This window comes from Phycicoccus mangrovi (genome assembly GCF_018729305.1).
GTDB lineage: Bacteria > Actinomycetota > Actinomycetes > Actinomycetales > Dermatophilaceae > Phycicoccus > Phycicoccus jejuensis.
On sequence record NZ_JAHHWP010000012.1, the window covers coordinates 70,828 to 86,004 of the forward strand.

Consider the following 15,177-nt stretch of genomic DNA (forward strand, 5'->3'; position numbering starts at 1 on the left):
TGGGTCGAGTCTCGGTGACGGCGCCGTCACCTCGAGCGATCGGTGCAGGGGGATCGGGACCACGGACGACGCCGAGCACCGACGAGGGGGCCGATCCTCCACGTGTTCGTGGACCGGTCGGGGGGAGCACGAGCGGCCCCACACCGGTCGGCTCTCGCTAGGGTGCGACGGCAGAGCCCGAGGGAAGGTGCGACCCGTGGAGATGTCGGAGCTGGACGAGCTGGCGGCCGGGCTCGCGGGGGTGCGGGCCACCCGGTCGGACGGCCGGACCCACTGGCGGTACGACGGCCGGTTGGTCGCTCGTCAGCTCGACGACTCCCACGTCGTGCTCCGGGCGGACCTCGACTACCGGGACCAGATCGTCACGCAGTTCCCCGCGACGTTCAGCATCCCGCCCCGCTTCGCCACGCACATGATGGTCGTGGCGGACCTCGCCAACGGTGATGCGGGTGCCATCGAGGACGCGCTCGAGGCTGCGTGGCGGCTCCAGCGACGGTGATCGCACGCCGGATGCGGCGTCACCGACCCCAGGACCGACCGGGCCGCGCCATCCGGCGTTCGCGTACCTGTCGATCACCTCGAGGCATCGCCGGACCTGGACGGCGCCCGCGGGGTTCCTCCAGCCCAGCTTCTCCAGCGCCCAGCCGACGGCGAAGGCCGGGACCAGCCCCGCGGCCGCCGACGTCGGATCCGCGACGCGCGCGTAACCGCGGCACAGCACCTCCGACCAGTCGTGCCACGGGTCGCCGGCGGAGACCTCCCACCGCGCCAGGTCGAAGGCCGGTGGCGCCGGCCCGGCGAACTCCCAGTCGATGACGCCGACGATCCTGCGGTCGTCGACCACGAGGTTCTTGGGCATGAAGTCCCCGTGCGCCAAGGGCAGTGGGCCGAGAGGGCGGTGCGCCACCCGGCGCGCGAGCTCGACGCCCCGTTCGACGATCGTGACCCCGGCATCGCCGACCTCCCGCCCCACGGTGACCAGCGCCCGCGCCGTCGCGGCGTCGTCCGGGGGCCGGAGCTCGTGACGGGTCCCACCCGCTGGAGCCAGCGTGTGGATCCGCGCGAGGAGCTCGCCCGCATCGGCCGTCAACCGCTCGAGGTCGCGGGTCGGCAGCTCGGCGCCCAGCGTGTCCAGGGACCGGCCGGGGATGAAATCGAGCACGCAGAAGGACAGCACGCTCGTCTCGTCCTCGACGTGCTGGACCCCCAGCGGCGCCGGCGCTGGCACACCCGCTGCGCGCGCCTGCTCCATCAGGCGTGGCTCGTCGGCGAACCACGGCACCGGATGCTTGGCCACCCGCACGACCACCTCGCTCCCGCCGGACAGCCCGGCGAGGTAGGTCTCGTTCATGCCCCCACCGGTCAGGCCGACCAGCCGGTCGACGGCTCGTCCACACACCTGCCGCACGGCCGCATCCATCGACGAACGAGCCGTGGTCACCACCGAGCCATCCTCCCGGATCACCCGACCACCTGGCGCCGGGCTATCTGGGAGGGTGTAGTCCCGTGCGCACGTTCGACGAGCTGGTGGCCGAGGCCGAGGCGGCGGACGTCACCGGGTGGGGCTTCGGATGGCTGCAGGGCCGGGCCGTCGAGGAGCGCCCTCCGTGGGGTTTCGCCCGCCTCCTCGCGGAGCGGCTCGCGACGGTCGGTCGCGCGCTGGACCTCGACACCGGGGGCGGCGAGGTCGTCGATGAGGCACCGGTGCTTCCCGCGACGATGGTGGTCACGGAGTCCTGGCCGCCGAACGCCGAGCGGGCGCGGGAGACGTTGGGACCGCGCGGCGTCCGGGTCGTCGAGACGACGGACGGGGCACCGCTGCCGTTCCCGGACCGGTCCTTCGACCTGGTCACGGCCCGTCACCCGGTCCGGCCCGACTGGCCGGAGATCCACCGGGTGCTGCGGCCGAACGGGCTCTACCTCGCCCAGCACGTCGGCCCGGCCTCGGCGTTCGAGCTGATCGAGCACCTGCTCGGGCCGCTCCCCGAGCAGCGCCTGGGACGTGACCCCCGTCGCGAGGCGAGCGACGCCGAGGCCGCCGGGTTGACCGTCGAGACCCTCCGGACGGCCAGGTGCCGGATGGAGTTCCACGACGTCGGCGCCGTCGTCTGGATCCTGCGCAAGTGCGTCTGGTGGGTCCCGGACTTCGGCGTCGACCGGTACGAGCGTCAGCTGCGCGAGCTCGATGCGGGGATGCGGGCCGGTCGACCCTTCGTGGCGCACTCCACCCGCCACCTCATCGCCGCGAGGCGATAGGCGCCACCGCTGAGGGCGGGCAGCAGTCTCCGGCCAGCGCTGCGCCGCAACCAGTTCGCGGTCCGCATCGTGGGCTCAGCGCGGAGACTCGTGGCCCTCGTCGCGATGAAGGGCAGCGTGGAGCACGACGCCCACCGCGGCCCCGAGGAAGGCCATCGCGGTCAGGTAGGCGACCAACCCCATGTCGCCGAACGGGGACCGGACGCACTCCTGGCTCAGCTGCGTCACGGCTCCTCCGATGCCGGTGAACGGGCCACCGATGGGGCATGACGTCGCGAAGGAACCGAACGTGACTGCCGCGAACACTCCGCCGACCAGGCTTCCGACCGCGGCGCCGGGAAGCCATCCGATGGCCTTGCCGAGAGCGTCCCAGTTCATGACAGAGATCAATACGCCCACCCGGCGAGGCGATGCAAGAGGCACAGGTCGCCGGGCAGCGCGCCTTCGCTGGCCACGGGTGGGCCCCGTCCGCCGGCGCAGATCCGGTCTGCTCGCAGCGGATGGACGCTCGGCCGAGTCGAGTGAGTAGAACACGCCGTCTGCGGGGGGCCGCAGACGGCGTGTTCTACCCACTCGACGGGGTGGCGGCAGTGCCGGTCTGTGCCGCTGCTCAGCCACAAACTTGTACCTCATGGAAGAGCGTCAAGGATCAGCCGAAGCGATGTCAGGCCTCACGCGAGCCACTGTCGCGGCTCGTGGCGTCGCAGCTGGGGTCATCACCCCGGCTGTGACGCCATCAACGACACCACCGGGCGCAGCGAGACCGAGATGGAGCTGGCGGGGGGACTCGAACCCCCAACCCCCTGTTTACAAGACAGGTGCGCTACCGATTGCGCCACGCCAGCGGGCCGACCCGGAGGCCGACGGCCCCACACTCTATCGGCCGCTCCACAGCCCGATGCGCGGCTTTAGGGCAGCGCGTAACGGACCCCCGCGCAGCTCATCCGGTGGAGGTGAAAACCGACCCTGACGTGGTCGGGTTTCACCTCGAACCGGCGCGGGGTCAGCCGGCCTGCGGGTCCGCGGGGTCGGTGGTGGGGAGGGCCATCGTCTCGTCGACCGGCTGCTGCTCCGCCGGGGGCGCCGCCACGGGCACAGGAGCCGCAGCAGGCGTACGGACGACCGGGTTCTGGAGCGTCGAGGCGACGATGCCGACGCCGACGACCGCGACGAGCCACGCGAGGCCGAAGCGGTACACGGCCTGGTCGATCGAGAGGTTGCCGGCGTAGACGAGCATCCCCGCGGGGACGAACAGCGCGACCCCGAAGAGCGCGCCGAACGCGAAGCGCTCCGGCGAGTGCGGCTTCGCGGTCTTGGCCTTCGCCTCTCCCCCACCCTTCTTGCGGCCCACGTCAGACCCCCGCCGTGCCGAGCGCGTCGGCGGCGGCGACGTCGACGACGCCGGCCGTGGTCAGGCGCAGGTGGCCACCAAGCTCCTGGTACGCGAGCACCGGCAGCTGCGGGGCCGCGCCCTCGACGAGCCGGCGCACCGCCCGCCGCAGCGGCTGCGCGCACACGAGCACCGGCTGCACGCCGCCCTCCTCGACCGTGCGCGAGACGCGGGCGGCCTCGGTGGCGAGCCGGTCGGCGAAGTAGGGGTCGAGCAGCAGCTGAGGGCCGCCGTCACCGGAGCGCAGCGACTCGAGCAGCTTCTGCTCCAGCCGCGGCTCGAAGGTCAGCACGTGCAGGTCGCCGTTGGAGGCGTGCGACGCGGCGATGGCCGGGCCCAGGGCCAGGCGAGCGGCCTCGACGAGCTGGTCGGGGTCGGTGGTGACGCGGGCCCGCAGCGAGATCGCCTCGAAGATCCGGACGAGGTCGCGGATGCCGACGCCCTCGACGAGCAGCCCCTTGAGGACGCGCTGGATCTCGCCGAGCGCGAGCGGGTTGGGGGTGAGCTCCTCGATGACCTGCGGGTGCGTCGAGCGGACGGCGTCGACGAGCAGCTTGACGTCCTCGCGGCCGAGCAGGTCGGCGGCGTGCCGGCGCACGGTCTCGGCGAGGTGCGTGGTGATGACCGACGAGCGGTCGACGACCGTGCCGTCGAGGGCCTCGGCGCGGCCGCGCAGGTGCGCGGCGACCCACTTGGCCTCGAGGCCGAACACCGGCTCGCGGGTCGGGATGCCCTCGAGGTGCGCGATGGCGTCGCCGATGACGAGCACGTGCCCGGCGGGCGCCTCGCCACGGGCGACCTCGACGCCGTGGACCCGGATCGCGTAGGTGTGCGAGGGCAGGTCGAGGTTGTCGCGGGTGCGCACGAGCGGGATGACGACGCCGAGCTCCATCGCGAGCTTGCGGCGCAGCGCCTTGACCCGGCCGAGCAGGTCGCCGCCGTTGTCGGCGTCGACGAGGCCGATGAGGTCGAAGGCCAGCTCGAGCTCGAGCGGCTCGACGCGGATGTCGTGGGCGAGGACCTGCGGGCTGTCCGGCGACGGCAGGGCCTCGCGCTCGGCGGCGGCCTCCTCGGCGCGGCGGGCCTCCTCGCGCTCCTCGAGCTTCGGCATCGCGCGGGCCAGGAGCACCGCGCCCCCGCCGATGAGGATGAACGGCAGCTTCGGCAGGGCCGGCACGAGGGCCAGCGCCATGATGACGACGCCGGCGATCTGGATGGCCCCGCGCTGCTGGCCGAACTGGTGGATGATGTCGCCGCCCATGTCGCGCTCGGTCGAGGCGCGGGTGACGATGATGCCGGTCGACATCGACAGCAGCAGGGCGGGGATCTGCGAGACGAGGCCGTCGCCGACCGACAGGAGGCTGTAGGTCTGGACCGCGTCCCCGACGGCCTGGCCGTTCTGGACGACGCCGATGACGAGGCCGCCGATGAGGTTGACGAGCGTGATGACGATGGCGGCGATCGCGTCGCCCTTGACGAACTTCGAGGCACCGTCCATCGCGCCGTAGAAGTCCGCCTCCCCCGAGACCTCCTTGCGGCGGCGCCGCGCCTCGTCCTCGTCGATGAGGCCCGAGTTGAGGTCGGCGTCGATGGCCATCTGCTTGCCGGGCATCGCGTCGAGGGTGAAGCGGGCGGCCACCTCGGCCACGCGCCCGGCACCGTTGGTGATGACGACGAACTGGATGACGACGAGGATGAGGAAGATGACGAGGCCGACGACGAGCGAGCTGCCGACGACGAAGTGACCGAACGCCTCGATGACCTTGCCGGCGAACCCGTCGACGAGCACGAGGCGGGTCGCGCTGATGTTGAGCGCCAGCCGGAAGAGCGTCGCGACGAGCAGCAGCGACGGGAAGACCGCGAAGTCCAGCGGCCGCGTCACGCGCAGGGCCACGAGCAGGACGAGCACCGAGATCGTGAGGTTGAGGGCCAGCAGCAGGTCGAGCAGCATGCTCGGCACCGGCACGACCATCATGACGACGACGCCGACGACGGCCGCCGGGATGCCGATCTGGCTCAGCCGTGCGTTCTTCATCGGACCTCGCGGTGGCGACGGGAGCGGGTGGTGGCAGTCATCTCGGGACTCCCATCGGCAGACGGGGACGTGACCTGAGGGGTGCGGACGGTCGGTGTGCTCACGCGGCGACCCCCGCCCGGTCGGTGCCCGCGTACGGGCTGCGGTGGAAACCGCTCGTCACGCCGCGGCGCTTGAGCCCGAGGACGAAGACGAACACGCCGGCGACGGCGTCGAACAGCTCCGGCGGGATCTCGTCGCCGACGTCGCACATCCGGTAGACGGTGCGCGCGAGCGGCACGTCCTCGACCATCGGCAGCCGCAGCTCGGCCGCCTCCTCGCGGATGCGGGCCGCCGCCGCGCCGGCGCCGCGCGCGACGACTCGCGGTGCGCCGAGGCCCATCTCGTACTTGAGCGCGACCGCGACGTGGGTCGGGTTGACGAGCACGACGTCGGCCGAGGCGAGGTTGGAGAGCATCCGGTTGCGGCTCATCTCGCGCTGCTTGCCGCGGATCATGCCCTTGAGCAGCGGGTCGCCCTCGGACTGCTTGTGCTCGCGCCTGATCTCGTCCTGGCTCATCTTCAGCTGCGACCCGATGCGCCGCTTCTCCATGACGAAGTCCGCCGCGGCGAGCACGAGCCCGACGCCGGCGACGAGCCGCAGGACGTGCGTCACGGCGCCGACGGTGGCGGAGGCCGCCGCCCCAAGGGACCACGAGCCGTGGGTCGTCATGAGGATCGCGACGTCGCGCAGCTCGGTGTACCCGACCCACCCGAAGATGACGAACTTCAGCAGGGTCTTGCCGAGGGTCCACGCGGCGTGCGCGGAGACGAGCTGCTTCAGCCCCTTGGCCGGGTTGAGCACACCGAAGTTGGGCTTGAACTTGCCGGGGTAGACCCGGATGCCGCCCTGCGCCGCGCTGCTGGCCAGCGCGGCGACGACCATGACGCCGAGGAACGGCGCGAGCACCTTGACGGCGTCGATCCCGGTCTGCCGCAGCACGGTCACGCCGCGCTCGGGCTGCGGGTCGAGGATGACCTCGCGCAGCCCCTGGAGGGTGGCGGCGAACAGCTCGGACAGCCCGGAGACGAGGTGCGGCAGGACGACGGACGCGAGCATGACGGCCGCCCACGCGCTGAGCTCGGCGGTGCGGGCGACCTGCCCGTCGCGGCGCGCCTTCTTGAGCCGCTGCGGGGTGGGCTTCTCGGTCTTCTGCGACTTGTCGCTCACCGGCTCACCCACCCGCCCCGAGCATCCGCGCCACCGACGTCATGTCGCGGCCGGTCTGGTCGAGCAGCTCGCTGACGACCCCGGGCAGCAGCGCGAAGGCCATCCCCGCGAAGGAGATGACGAGGATGATCTTCACGGGGAAGCTGATCGCGAAGATGTTGAGCGTTGGGACGGCTCGCGACACGAGGCCGAGCGCGATCTCCGAGAGGAAGAGCACGACGAGCACCGGCGCCGCCACCTGGAGCGCGCCGCCGAGGAAGGTGCCGATGCCGTCGGTGACGAGCCGGGCGAGGTCGCCGAGGGCCATCGGGTGCAGCGGCAGGACCGTGAACGTCGAGATGAGCCCCCGCACGAGGAAGAGGTGCCCGCCGGTCGCGAAGAGCAGCGTGATCGCGAGCAGCTGGTGGATGCGCCCGAAGATGCTGCTCGTCGCGTTCGACATCGGGTCGTAGAGCGAGGCGAGCGTGAAGCCGCTCGCGAGGTCGAGCAGCTCGCCGGCGGCCTGCACGACCGCGAAGGCCAGCAGGACGACGAAGCCCATCGCCGCCCCGACGACCGCCTGGTACAGCGCCGCGCCGAGCAGCGGGAAGAGCTCGAGCGCCGGCGTCGCCTGGCCGCGGATGGCCGGCAGCACCGCGAGCGAGAGCGCCACGGCCAGACCGGCCTTGACGCGCGCCGGCACGGCCTTGCTGCTGAACGGCGGGGCGAGGAGGAAGAACACCGAGAGCCGGGTCGTCGCGAGCAGCAGCGTGACGAGCGAGTCGGCGGCGAACGCGATGGTCATCAGGTGAGCAGCTGCGGCAGGAGGTCGAACATGGCGCGGGTGAAGGACACCGCTTCCTGGAGCATCCAGTGGCCGGCGACGACGAGCACGAGCGCGACGCCGAGGAGCTTCGGCACGAAGCTGAGCGTCACCTCCTGCACCTGCGTGACCGCCTGGAAGAGCGAGATGACGAAGCCGATGGCCAGGGCGGTGAGCAGCACGGGCATCGCCAGCTTCGCGCTGACGATCATGGCCTGCACCCCGATGTGGACGATGTCGGCGTCGGTCACGTCCTCCCCCTCACCGGTAGCTCTGGACGAGGGCGGTGACGATGAGGCCCCAGCCGTCGACCATGACGAAGAGCAGGAGCTTGAAGGGCAGCGAGATGAGCGCGGGCGGCAGCATCATCATGCCCATCGACATGAGCACGGAGCTGACGACGACGTCGATGACGAGGAACGGCACGAAGATGACGAAGCCGATGATGAACGCCGACTTCAGCTCCGAGAGGACGAAGGCCGGGACCAGCGTCGTCAGCGGCACGTCGTCGACCGTCGCGGGCTTCTCCTCGCCGCTCAGCCTGACCATCGTCGCGAGCTCGGCCGGGCGGGTCTGCTCCCCCATGAACGTCCGCAGCGGCTTGACGGTGCGCTCGATCGCCTGCGACTGGGTGATGTCGCCCTTCATGTAGGGCTGGATGCCCTGGTCGTTCATCTGCGACAGGACCGGCGCCATGATGAAGAGGCTGAGGAAGAGCGCGAGGCCGACGAGGACCTGGTTCGGCGGGATGGTTTGGGTGCCGAGCGCGTTGCGGGTCAGCGACAGCACGACGATCACCTTGGTGAAGGCGGTCGTGAGGATGAGCAGCGCCGGCGCCAGCGACAGCACGGTGAGCAGGACGATGATCGTCACGGTCTGGCTCGGCTGCGTCGCGCCGCCGTCGAGCGTCACCGACACCCCACCGGGGGTGGGCGACGGGCTCGGGCCCGGCGCGGCCGACGCGAGGGCGGCGCCGGGGCCGAACGCCGTGAACAGCACGAGGCCGGTCACGAGCAGCGGGCGCACCCGCCGCAGGAGGGCGAGGGGACTAGGCACGACTCCCCTTGATCGCGCCGACGACGAGGCTCGCGGCGTTCCACGGCCAGCCGGTCGGCACCGGGGCGCCACCGGCCGCGGGGGCCGTGGGCCGGGGCAGGACGGGGCGGCGCGCCGCCGCGTGGCGACCGCCGCGGGTGGCCGGAGCCACGGGGGCGACGGCGACGGGCACGGTGGCCGCCGGGCCGAGGTCGAGGCCGGTCCCGTCGGCCTGCGCCCGCAGCGCGGCGGCGAAGTCCGGCGCGGCGGCGGGGGCGAGCGCGACGGTCGGGGCGGCGACCACGGGGGCCTCCTGCTCCGGCTCGACGACCTCGAGGACCTGCGGGTCGAGCTCGCGCAGGAGGGAGACGTGCTGGTCGGTGACGCCGAGGACGAGCACCTGCTCGCCGACGCGCACGACGTGGAGGGCGGACCCGCGGCCCAGCGCGCGCCGCGACAGCACCTCGACCTGCACCCCGGCACGCGAGCCGACCGCACCCCCGAGACCACGCTTGCGCGCCCAGCGGGCGAGCAGCACGAGGAGGGTGAGGACGACGCCGAGGGAGACGAGCAGCCGCAGCACGACGAGCACGACGGATCCGTCCATCAGGCGCCGAGCCCCAGGGCCGGGTCGGCGCTGATGATCTCGGTGACGCGGACGGCGTACTCGTCGTCGACGACGACGACCTCGCCGCGCGCCATGAGGGTGCCGTTGACGAGGACGTCGACCGGGCTGCCGGCCGGGCGGTCGAGCTCGACGACGGCGCCGGGGGCCATGCCGAGCACCTCGCGCACCGTCATCCGGCTGCGACCGAGCTCGACGCTGATGCCGAGCTCCACCTCGCGCAGCAGGTGCAGGCGGCGGGGGTCGACCGCGGCGGGCACGGCCGGCGCGGCGGGGGGCACGGCACCACCGAGCGGCGGCAGCGCGGGCGCGGCCTCGGCCATCGGGACGGGCGCCTCCTCACCGGTGACGGCGAACGGGTCCTGGGTGTCGGCGATGCTCATGGCGGGTCTCCGGTCGGGTCGAGGGTCAGGGGACGATCTGGACGGCGAGGCGGCGGCCGTGGCTGCCGGGCGTCGCGCGGGCGACGCGGGTGCCACCGGCGGACACGAGGAGCGGCTCCTCGGTGCGGTGGCGCAGGGGGACGACGTCGCCGACGGAGAGGGCGAAGACCTCGGCGGAGGTCAGCGTCACCTCGCGGAAGGAGACGGCGAGGTCGACCTCGACCTGGCCGAGGCGGTCGGTCACGACGCGGCGGACCTGCGCGGCCCGCTCCCCCGCGCCGTCGTCGTCGGCCATCTTGTCGAGGGAGGTGAGCAGCGGGGTGAGGGTGGCGAGCGTGATCGCGACCGTCAGCGGGACCGGCCGCTCGAAGACGAGCAGCTCGAGCTCGACCGTGACGACGGGGTCCGTGGTGCGGGCGACCTGGTGGAAGCGCACCGTCGACTCCAGCCCGGTCAGCGCGACGGGCAGGTCACCGATGACGGTGAACGCGAAGGGCAGCTCGCCGACCATCTGGGCCAGGAGCAGCTCGGCCACGCCGGACTCGATCTCGGTGAGGGGGCGCTCGGGCTGCCCGCCGGTGCCGGAGCCGCCGAGCATGCGGTCGACGAAGCCCATCGCGTCGCCGAGCGAGAGCTGGAGGTGGCCGCCGCCGGGGAGGTTCTCGACCGCGAGCGCGCCGAGCACGCTGGGGCGGGCCATCGACTCGAGGTACTCGCCGTAGGTGCACTGGCCGAGCGCGACCATCTTCGCGGGCACGATCGTGTGCAGGGCGGTCGACAGCACGGTGGAGACGCGCCGCGCCCAGGTCTCGACGACGACCTGGAGGGCCTGCTCGCGCTGTCGCGAGAGGCGGTCCGGGCTCCGGAAGTCGTACGTCTGTGGCTCCACACTCACGGCCTGCCCATCGGCACCCGCCGGGGGGACCTGAGCGCTTCGTGTCGCACGGGGGCAGCAAGGGCCGTTCGGCCGACCCGGTGGGGGACGAGCGCCCGAGTGGGCGGCGTCCCCCGACCGGGGGGCTGCGGGCCGGCTCCCTGTCCGTGCCGGCCCGAAGGCCGAGGGTCAGTGCAGGGTCACTGCATGACCAGCTCCGTCACGTAGACGTCCATCACGTCGCCGTCGTAACGCTTCTTGATCTCCTTCTCGAGCGTCTTGATGGCCGCCTCCTTGGTCTTCGGCTGCAGCATCTGCTCGTAGGTGCGCTGGCCGAGGATGCTGATGGCGGCGTCGCGCGCCTTGGCGCCGTTGACGCCCTCCTTGCCGGCGGCGGCCTGGGCCTCCTCGGTGACCTCGAGCGAGAGGCCCATCTTGAGGTAGCGGCCGTCGGAGAGGTTGAGGGTCAGCGGGTCGAGGTCGACGACGACACCGGGGGTCGGCTCGGGCTTCGGCGCCTCGGCGCCCTCGGCCGACGACGGCTTGAGGAAGAACCAGTACCCACCACCGCCCATGAGCAGGGCCACGACGATGGCGATGAGCATCATCGGCTTCTTCTTCTTCTCCGGCTCGGCCGCGGCGGCCGCGGCGGCGGGGACGGTGGCGGTGCTCATCGGGAGCCTCCTGAGGTGGCGGTGGAGGTGGCGGAGGTGGAGGAGGTGGCGGCCGGCGTCGCGGCGTGGACGACGACGGCGACGCGGCGGTTGCGGGCGCGGCCGGCCTCGGTCGTGTTGCTCGCGAGCGGGCGCTGGTCGGCGTAGCCGGCGGCGGAGAGCTGCTTGCTGCGCACGCCGGAGGCGATGAGGTACTCGAGCACCGTCGTCGCGCGGGAGGTCGAGAGCTCCCAGTTGGAGCGGTAGAAGCTCGCGACCGGCACGTCGTCGGTGTGGCCCTCGACGGTCATCGTGTTCGACAGCTGGCGCAGGGTCGGGGCCATCGCCGTGAGGACCTTGCGGCCCCCGTCGCGCAGCGTCGCCTGGCCCGGGTCGAAGAGGACGCGGTCGGAGACGATGTCGACGACGAGGCCGTCGTCACGCACCTCGAAGTGGGCCGCGTTGGCCATCCCCTGGGCCGCGAGGGCCTTGGTGATCTTCTGCCGGACCGCGGTCAGCTGGTCGCGCGAGGCCTGCTTGGCCTTCTCGTCCACCGGCACGCAGGTCTGCGACTTGCCGGGGGCCGACGCGATGTCACTCGTCACCTGCGGCGCGACCGGGGCGATCGCCTGGATGGCCGAGTCCACCGAGGTGCCGTCGAGGACGCCGTTGGTGTGGTTCGTGATCTGCGGGGCGCCGAACGACTCCTGGAGGCCCGAGGAGAGCTGGAGGAGCTTCTGCTGGTCGACCTGGCTGATCGCGAAGAGGACGATGAACAGGGCCATGAGCAGCGTGATCATGTCGGCGTAGCTGAGGAGCCAGCGCTCGGCGTTCTCGTGACCGCCCTCGTGCTCCTCCTCGTGCCCCTTGCGGCGCTTGCCGCCGGGCCCGGGGCCGCTCACGCCGCGTCCTGCAGCGGGGCGTCGCCGGCGATGACGGCGCGCAGCCGCTTCTCGACGACGCGGGGGCTGGTGCCGGCCTGGATCGACATGATGCCCTCGAGCACCATCTCGAGGTGCAGGGCCTCGGCCTCGCTGATCCGCTTGAGCTTGCTCGAGAGCGGCAGCCACATGACGTTGGCCGTCATGACGCCCCAGAGCGTCGCGACGAAGGCGCCGGCGATGAGGTGGCCGAGCTCCTCGGGGGCGTCGAGGTTGCTCAGGACGTGGATGAGGCCGATGACGGTGCCGATGATGCCGATGGTCGGCGCGTAGCCGCCCATGTCGGCGAAGAACTTGATGCCGAGCTGGTCGGCCTTCTTGCGCGTCTTGATGCGCGCGGCGAGGACGTCGTAGATCTCGTCGGCGTCGGTGCCGTCGACCGTCATCTCCAGGCCCTCGCGCAGGAACGGGTCCTCGGCGCTGCGGGCCTTCTCCTCGAGGGCGAGCAGGCCCTCGCGGCGGGCGATGTCGGCGAGGCCGATGAGCTCGGTCACGGCGTCGGCGCTCTTCGGGGCGGAGGTCGTGAAGGCCTTGACCGTCTGCTTGAGGATCGAGGAGACGTCGGAGAGGAAGCCACCGGCGACGGCGGCGCCGATGCTGCCGAGGAAGACGAGGATGATCGGCGGGATGAGGATGATCGAGGTGGGCGAGGCGCCCTCCATGATCAGCGAGACGATGACCGCCACGAAGACGAGGATGATCCCGCCGATGGTCGCGAGCTCCATGGCTCAGTCCTCCAGGCCGCGGACGGCACGAAGGGCCACACGGCCGGCGCCGGGACGGGACCCGGGCTGGCCGGTGCCGGACTCCTCGGCGGCGTGCAGGACCGAGGCGCGCGACTCGCGCATGATCGAGACGACCTCGTCGAGGGTCTCCTGCACGACGTAGCGCGAGCCGGTGACGAGCAGGACGATGGTGTCCGGGGTCTCGTCGACGCGCTCGACGAGGTCGGGGTTGATCCCGAAGCGCGTGCCGTTGCGGCGGGTGAGGATGATCATGGGGCCGGGTCCGTCCTGGGTGTGCTGGATGCGCCGTCCGTGGCGCGTCGGGGTTCCCATCGGCAGCCGGGCCCAGGACTTGAGGTCCTGGCGGGTACCGACGAGGGGGATCGCGGGGGCCACCGGGCCGTCCGCTGGGTCGTGCGAGGGGTCGTGCGGGAGGTCCTGCGGGAGGTCGTGCGCGGGGCGGGCCGACGGGCACGCCAGCGGGCCCGCCCCCGAGGGGGGCGGGCCCGCCGTGGGACCGTCGGTCATCGACCGGCTCCGGCTCAGCGCTTGAGGTTGACGAGGTCCTGGAGGATCTCGTCGGAGGCGCTGACGACGCGGGAGTTGGCCTGGAAGCCGCGCTGGATCATCACGAGGTTCGTGAACTCCTGCGCGAGGTCGACGTTGCTCATCTCGAGCCGGCCGGCCGCGATGGACCCGCGCCCGCCGGAGCCCGGCACGCCGATGGCCGGCTGGCCGGAGGCGGCGGAGACGCGGTACGAGGTGTCGCCGGCCTTCTCGAGGCCCTCCGGGTTGCCGAAGTACGCGAGGGCGACCATGCCGAGGGACTGGGTGCGCCCGTTGGAGAACGAGCCCGTGATGACGCCGTCGGCGCCCACGCCCCAGCTCTGCAGCTGGCCGGCCGAGGAGCCGTCCTGGCCGCGCAGGGTCGCCGTGCTGGCACCGGCGTACTGCGTGAGCGGCGTGCCGTCGCCGGCGAGGTTGACCGCGACGTCGCCGGGGAAGACGAAGCCCGCGGAGGCGAGCGCGCCGTTGGTCAACGTCACCGTCTCGGGCGTGAAGGCCATCGTCGTGGAGTTCCACGCGAGGTTGGCCGAGCCGACGGTCGCGGTGCTGCCGGCCGAGTTCGTCACCGTGGCGACGGCGGACCACGTGTCCGTGCCGGTCTTGGTGTAGGTCAGCGTGACCGGGATGCTGCGGCCGGTCTGGTCGAAGACGTCGATGCCGTTGACGACGGTCGCGCCGACCGCGGCGTCGGCGGAGAGGTTGCCGCCCGCGTCGACCGCCTGCGTCGGGGTCGGCGCCATGATGAGGCCGGTCGGCACGCGCAGGCCGGTCATCGAGGTGCCGGTGTTGATCTGGCCGTCGACGGCCAGCCAGCCCTGCACGACACCGCCGTTGGGCGAGGTGAGGTTGCCCTGGTCGTCGAGCGAGAAGCCGCCGGAGCGCGTGTACACCTGCGAGCCGGCCTGCTGGACGATGAAGAACCCGTCGCCGGAGATCATCAGGTCGCTCGGGCGGTTGGTCGTCTGGGCGCTGCCCTGGCTGAAGTTCGTCGCGACACCCGCGACCTGGACGCCGAGGCCGACCTGCGCCGGGTTGACGCCGCCGCCGCCGGCGCGCAGCGCCTGGCTGAGGGTGTCCTGGAACTGGGTCTGGCTGGACTTGAAGCCCGCGGTGTTGACGTTGGCGATGTTGTTGCCGATGACGTCCATCGCGGTCTGGTGGCTGCGCATGCCGGTGACGGCGGAGAAGAGCGAACGGAGCATGGTGGGGGTCCTTCGGGGTCGGTGGTGCGAGGTCGGGGCGGCGCGGCTCAGGCCGTGCCGGACTGGCTGACGCGGGAGACGACGGAGAGGGGTACCTCGGCGTCGCCGACGACGAGGAGGGGTCCGGTGGCGTCGAGCTTGACGGCCTGCACCACACCGGACTTGGTGACGCCGTCGGCGGTCCAGCTGACGTCCTTGCCGACGAGGGCGAGGGCGCTCAGGCTGTTCTGGCCGCCGATGATGGCGGCGTTCTGGGACACGAGCTGGTTCATGCTCTCGACCATCTGCATCTGCGCGGTCTGCGCCATGAAGGCCGAGCTGTCGACCGGCTTGCTCGGGTCCTGGTACTTCAGCTGGGCGACGAGCAGCTTGAGGAAGGCGCCGGAGTCGATCGAGTTCTTGCCGGCGTTCGTCGCGGCCGTCGAGCCGGCGGCGGCCGCCTGCCCCGCGGCGGCGGCGCCGGTGGGGATCGTGGTCAT

18 protein-coding genes and 1 tRNA gene are annotated in these 15,177 nt (G+C 72.3%); 1 reads left to right on the forward strand and 18 read right to left on the reverse strand.

Translation table 11 applies throughout. The features are described from left to right. Positions 1–157: 157 nt before the first annotated feature. A complete protein-coding gene (locus tag KMZ30_RS10680) occupies positions 158–1,420 on the reverse strand; it encodes a phosphotransferase enzyme family protein (RefSeq protein ID WP_226905202.1) in 1,263 nt (420 codons plus the stop codon). A gap of 86 nt (positions 1,421–1,506) precedes the next feature. Between KMZ30_RS10680 and KMZ30_RS10685 the strand changes: the two genes are divergently transcribed. Next, complete coding sequence (locus tag KMZ30_RS10685; RefSeq protein ID WP_215512295.1) at positions 1,507–2,256, forward strand: class I SAM-dependent methyltransferase; 750 nt, start codon at positions 1,507–1,509, stop codon at positions 2,254–2,256. A gap of 75 nt (positions 2,257–2,331) precedes the next feature. Here the strand turns inward: KMZ30_RS10685 and KMZ30_RS10690 are convergent, their stop codons facing one another. The 17 genes from KMZ30_RS10690 to KMZ30_RS10770 all read right to left on the reverse strand — a co-directional run bounded on the left by KMZ30_RS10690 (position 2,332) and on the right by KMZ30_RS10770 (position 15,177). Then, the gene (locus KMZ30_RS10690; protein WP_215519881.1) at positions 2,332–2,634 is read right to left on the reverse strand and encodes a hypothetical protein; all 303 of its coding nucleotides are present in this window, start codon (positions 2,632–2,634) and stop codon (positions 2,332–2,334) included. Positions 2,635–3,025: 391 nt separating this feature from the next. Continuing rightward, positions 3,026–3,101, reverse strand: a tRNA-Thr gene (locus tag KMZ30_RS10695). A gap of 158 nt (positions 3,102–3,259) precedes the next feature. Beyond that, on the reverse strand, positions 3,260–3,607 hold the full coding sequence (locus KMZ30_RS10700; protein ID WP_215512293.1) for a hypothetical protein: 348 nt from the start codon (positions 3,605–3,607) through the stop codon (positions 3,260–3,262). Position 3,608: 1 nt separating this feature from the next. Then, entirely contained in the window at positions 3,609–5,681 is a 2,073-nt protein-coding gene (gene flhA / locus KMZ30_RS10705; RefSeq protein WP_215512292.1) for a flagellar biosynthesis protein FlhA, read from the reverse strand. A 100-nt stretch (positions 5,682–5,781) separates the two neighbouring features. After that, a complete protein-coding gene (locus tag KMZ30_RS10710; RefSeq protein WP_215512291.1) occupies positions 5,782–6,891 on the reverse strand; it encodes an EscU/YscU/HrcU family type III secretion system export apparatus switch protein in 1,110 nt (369 codons plus the stop codon). A 4-nt stretch (positions 6,892–6,895) separates the two neighbouring features. Further along, positions 6,896–7,675, reverse strand: coding sequence for a flagellar biosynthetic protein FliR (locus KMZ30_RS10715; RefSeq protein ID WP_030528551.1), 780 nt, complete (start codon positions 7,673–7,675; stop codon positions 6,896–6,898). Continuing rightward, entirely contained in the window at positions 7,675–7,944 is a 270-nt protein-coding gene (fliQ, locus tag KMZ30_RS10720) for a flagellar biosynthesis protein FliQ (RefSeq protein WP_030528550.1), read from the reverse strand. Before fliQ ends, KMZ30_RS10715 begins: the two co-directional genes overlap by 1 nt. A 10-nt stretch (positions 7,945–7,954) precedes the next feature. After that, entirely contained in the window at positions 7,955–8,749 is a 795-nt protein-coding gene (gene fliP, locus KMZ30_RS10725) for a flagellar type III secretion system pore protein FliP (protein WP_308279643.1), read from the reverse strand. Continuing rightward, the gene (locus KMZ30_RS10730; protein ID WP_215512290.1) at positions 8,742–9,335 is read right to left on the reverse strand and encodes a flagellar biosynthetic protein FliO; all 594 of its coding nucleotides are present in this window, start codon (positions 9,333–9,335) and stop codon (positions 8,742–8,744) included. The genes fliP and KMZ30_RS10730 overlap by 8 nt, the downstream gene beginning before the upstream one ends. Then, on the reverse strand, positions 9,335–9,736 hold the full coding sequence (gene fliN / locus KMZ30_RS10735) for a flagellar motor switch protein FliN (RefSeq protein WP_215519880.1): 402 nt from the start codon (positions 9,734–9,736) through the stop codon (positions 9,335–9,337). Before fliN ends, KMZ30_RS10730 begins: the two co-directional genes overlap by 1 nt. A 25-nt stretch (positions 9,737–9,761) precedes the next feature. Further along, positions 9,762–10,625 (reverse strand): flagellar motor switch protein FliM, encoded by an 864-nt coding sequence (locus tag KMZ30_RS22360; RefSeq protein ID WP_215519879.1) that lies wholly within the window; start codon positions 10,623–10,625, stop codon positions 9,762–9,764. 185 nt (positions 10,626–10,810) lie between these two features. Next, entirely contained in the window at positions 10,811–11,284 is a 474-nt protein-coding gene (locus KMZ30_RS10745) for a flagellar basal body-associated FliL family protein (protein WP_215512287.1), read from the reverse strand. Further along, positions 11,281–12,165, reverse strand: a complete 885-nt coding sequence (locus KMZ30_RS22365; protein WP_215512286.1) for a flagellar motor protein MotB — start codon at positions 12,163–12,165, stop codon at positions 11,281–11,283. The genes KMZ30_RS10745 and KMZ30_RS22365 overlap by 4 nt, the downstream gene beginning before the upstream one ends. Next, positions 12,162–12,929 (reverse strand): motility protein A, encoded by a 768-nt coding sequence (locus KMZ30_RS10755; RefSeq protein WP_215512285.1) that lies wholly within the window; start codon positions 12,927–12,929, stop codon positions 12,162–12,164. The genes KMZ30_RS22365 and KMZ30_RS10755 overlap by 4 nt, the downstream gene beginning before the upstream one ends. 3 nt (positions 12,930–12,932) lie before the next feature. Then, on the reverse strand, positions 12,933–13,457 hold the full coding sequence (locus KMZ30_RS21650) for a flagellar FlbD family protein (protein WP_226902028.1): 525 nt from the start codon (positions 13,455–13,457) through the stop codon (positions 12,933–12,935). 14 nt (positions 13,458–13,471) lie between these two features. Next, the gene (locus tag KMZ30_RS10765; RefSeq protein ID WP_215512284.1) at positions 13,472–14,698 is read right to left on the reverse strand and encodes a flagellar hook protein FlgE; all 1,227 of its coding nucleotides are present in this window, start codon (positions 14,696–14,698) and stop codon (positions 13,472–13,474) included. Positions 14,699–14,745: 47 nt separating this feature from the next. Continuing rightward, positions 14,746–15,177: a flagellar hook assembly protein FlgD gene (locus tag KMZ30_RS10770; protein ID WP_215512283.1), complete on the reverse strand. Its 432-nt coding sequence runs from the start codon at positions 15,175–15,177 to the stop codon at positions 14,746–14,748.

What these genes read in the sequence shown, in the direction of transcription:
- KMZ30_RS10680 (WP_226905202.1), bottom strand. Translation starts at nt 1,420, where the DNA reads ATGGATGCGGCCGTGCGGCAGGTGTGTGGACGAGCCGTCGACCGGCTG.
- KMZ30_RS10690 (WP_215519881.1), bottom strand. Translation starts at nt 2,634, where the DNA reads ATGAACTGGGACGCTCTCGGCAAGGCCATCGGATGGCTTCCCGGCGCC.
- flhA (WP_215512292.1), bottom strand. Translation starts at nt 5,681, where the DNA reads ATGAAGAACGCACGGCTGAGCCAGATCGGCATCCCGGCGGCCGTCGTC.
- KMZ30_RS10715 (WP_030528551.1), bottom strand. Translation starts at nt 7,675, where the DNA reads ATGACCATCGCGTTCGCCGCCGACTCGCTCGTCACGCTGCTGCTCGCG.
- KMZ30_RS10730 (WP_215512290.1), bottom strand. Translation starts at nt 9,335, where the DNA reads ATGGACGGATCCGTCGTGCTCGTCGTGCTGCGGCTGCTCGTCTCCCTC.
- fliN (WP_215519880.1), bottom strand. Translation starts at nt 9,736, where the DNA reads ATGAGCATCGCCGACACCCAGGACCCGTTCGCCGTCACCGGTGAGGAG.
- KMZ30_RS10745 (WP_215512287.1), bottom strand. Translation starts at nt 11,284, where the DNA reads ATGAGCACCGCCACCGTCCCCGCCGCCGCGGCCGCCGCGGCCGAGCCG.
- KMZ30_RS10755 (WP_215512285.1), bottom strand. Translation starts at nt 12,929, where the DNA reads ATGGAGCTCGCGACCATCGGCGGGATCATCCTCGTCTTCGTGGCGGTC.
- KMZ30_RS21650 (WP_226902028.1), bottom strand. Translation starts at nt 13,457, where the DNA reads ATGACCGACGGTCCCACGGCGGGCCCGCCCCCCTCGGGGGCGGGCCCG.
- KMZ30_RS10765 (WP_215512284.1), bottom strand. Translation starts at nt 14,698, where the DNA reads ATGCTCCGTTCGCTCTTCTCCGCCGTCACCGGCATGCGCAGCCACCAG.
- KMZ30_RS10770 (WP_215512283.1), bottom strand. Translation starts at nt 15,177, where the DNA reads ATGACCACGATCCCCACCGGCGCCGCCGCCGCGGGGCAGGCGGCCGCC.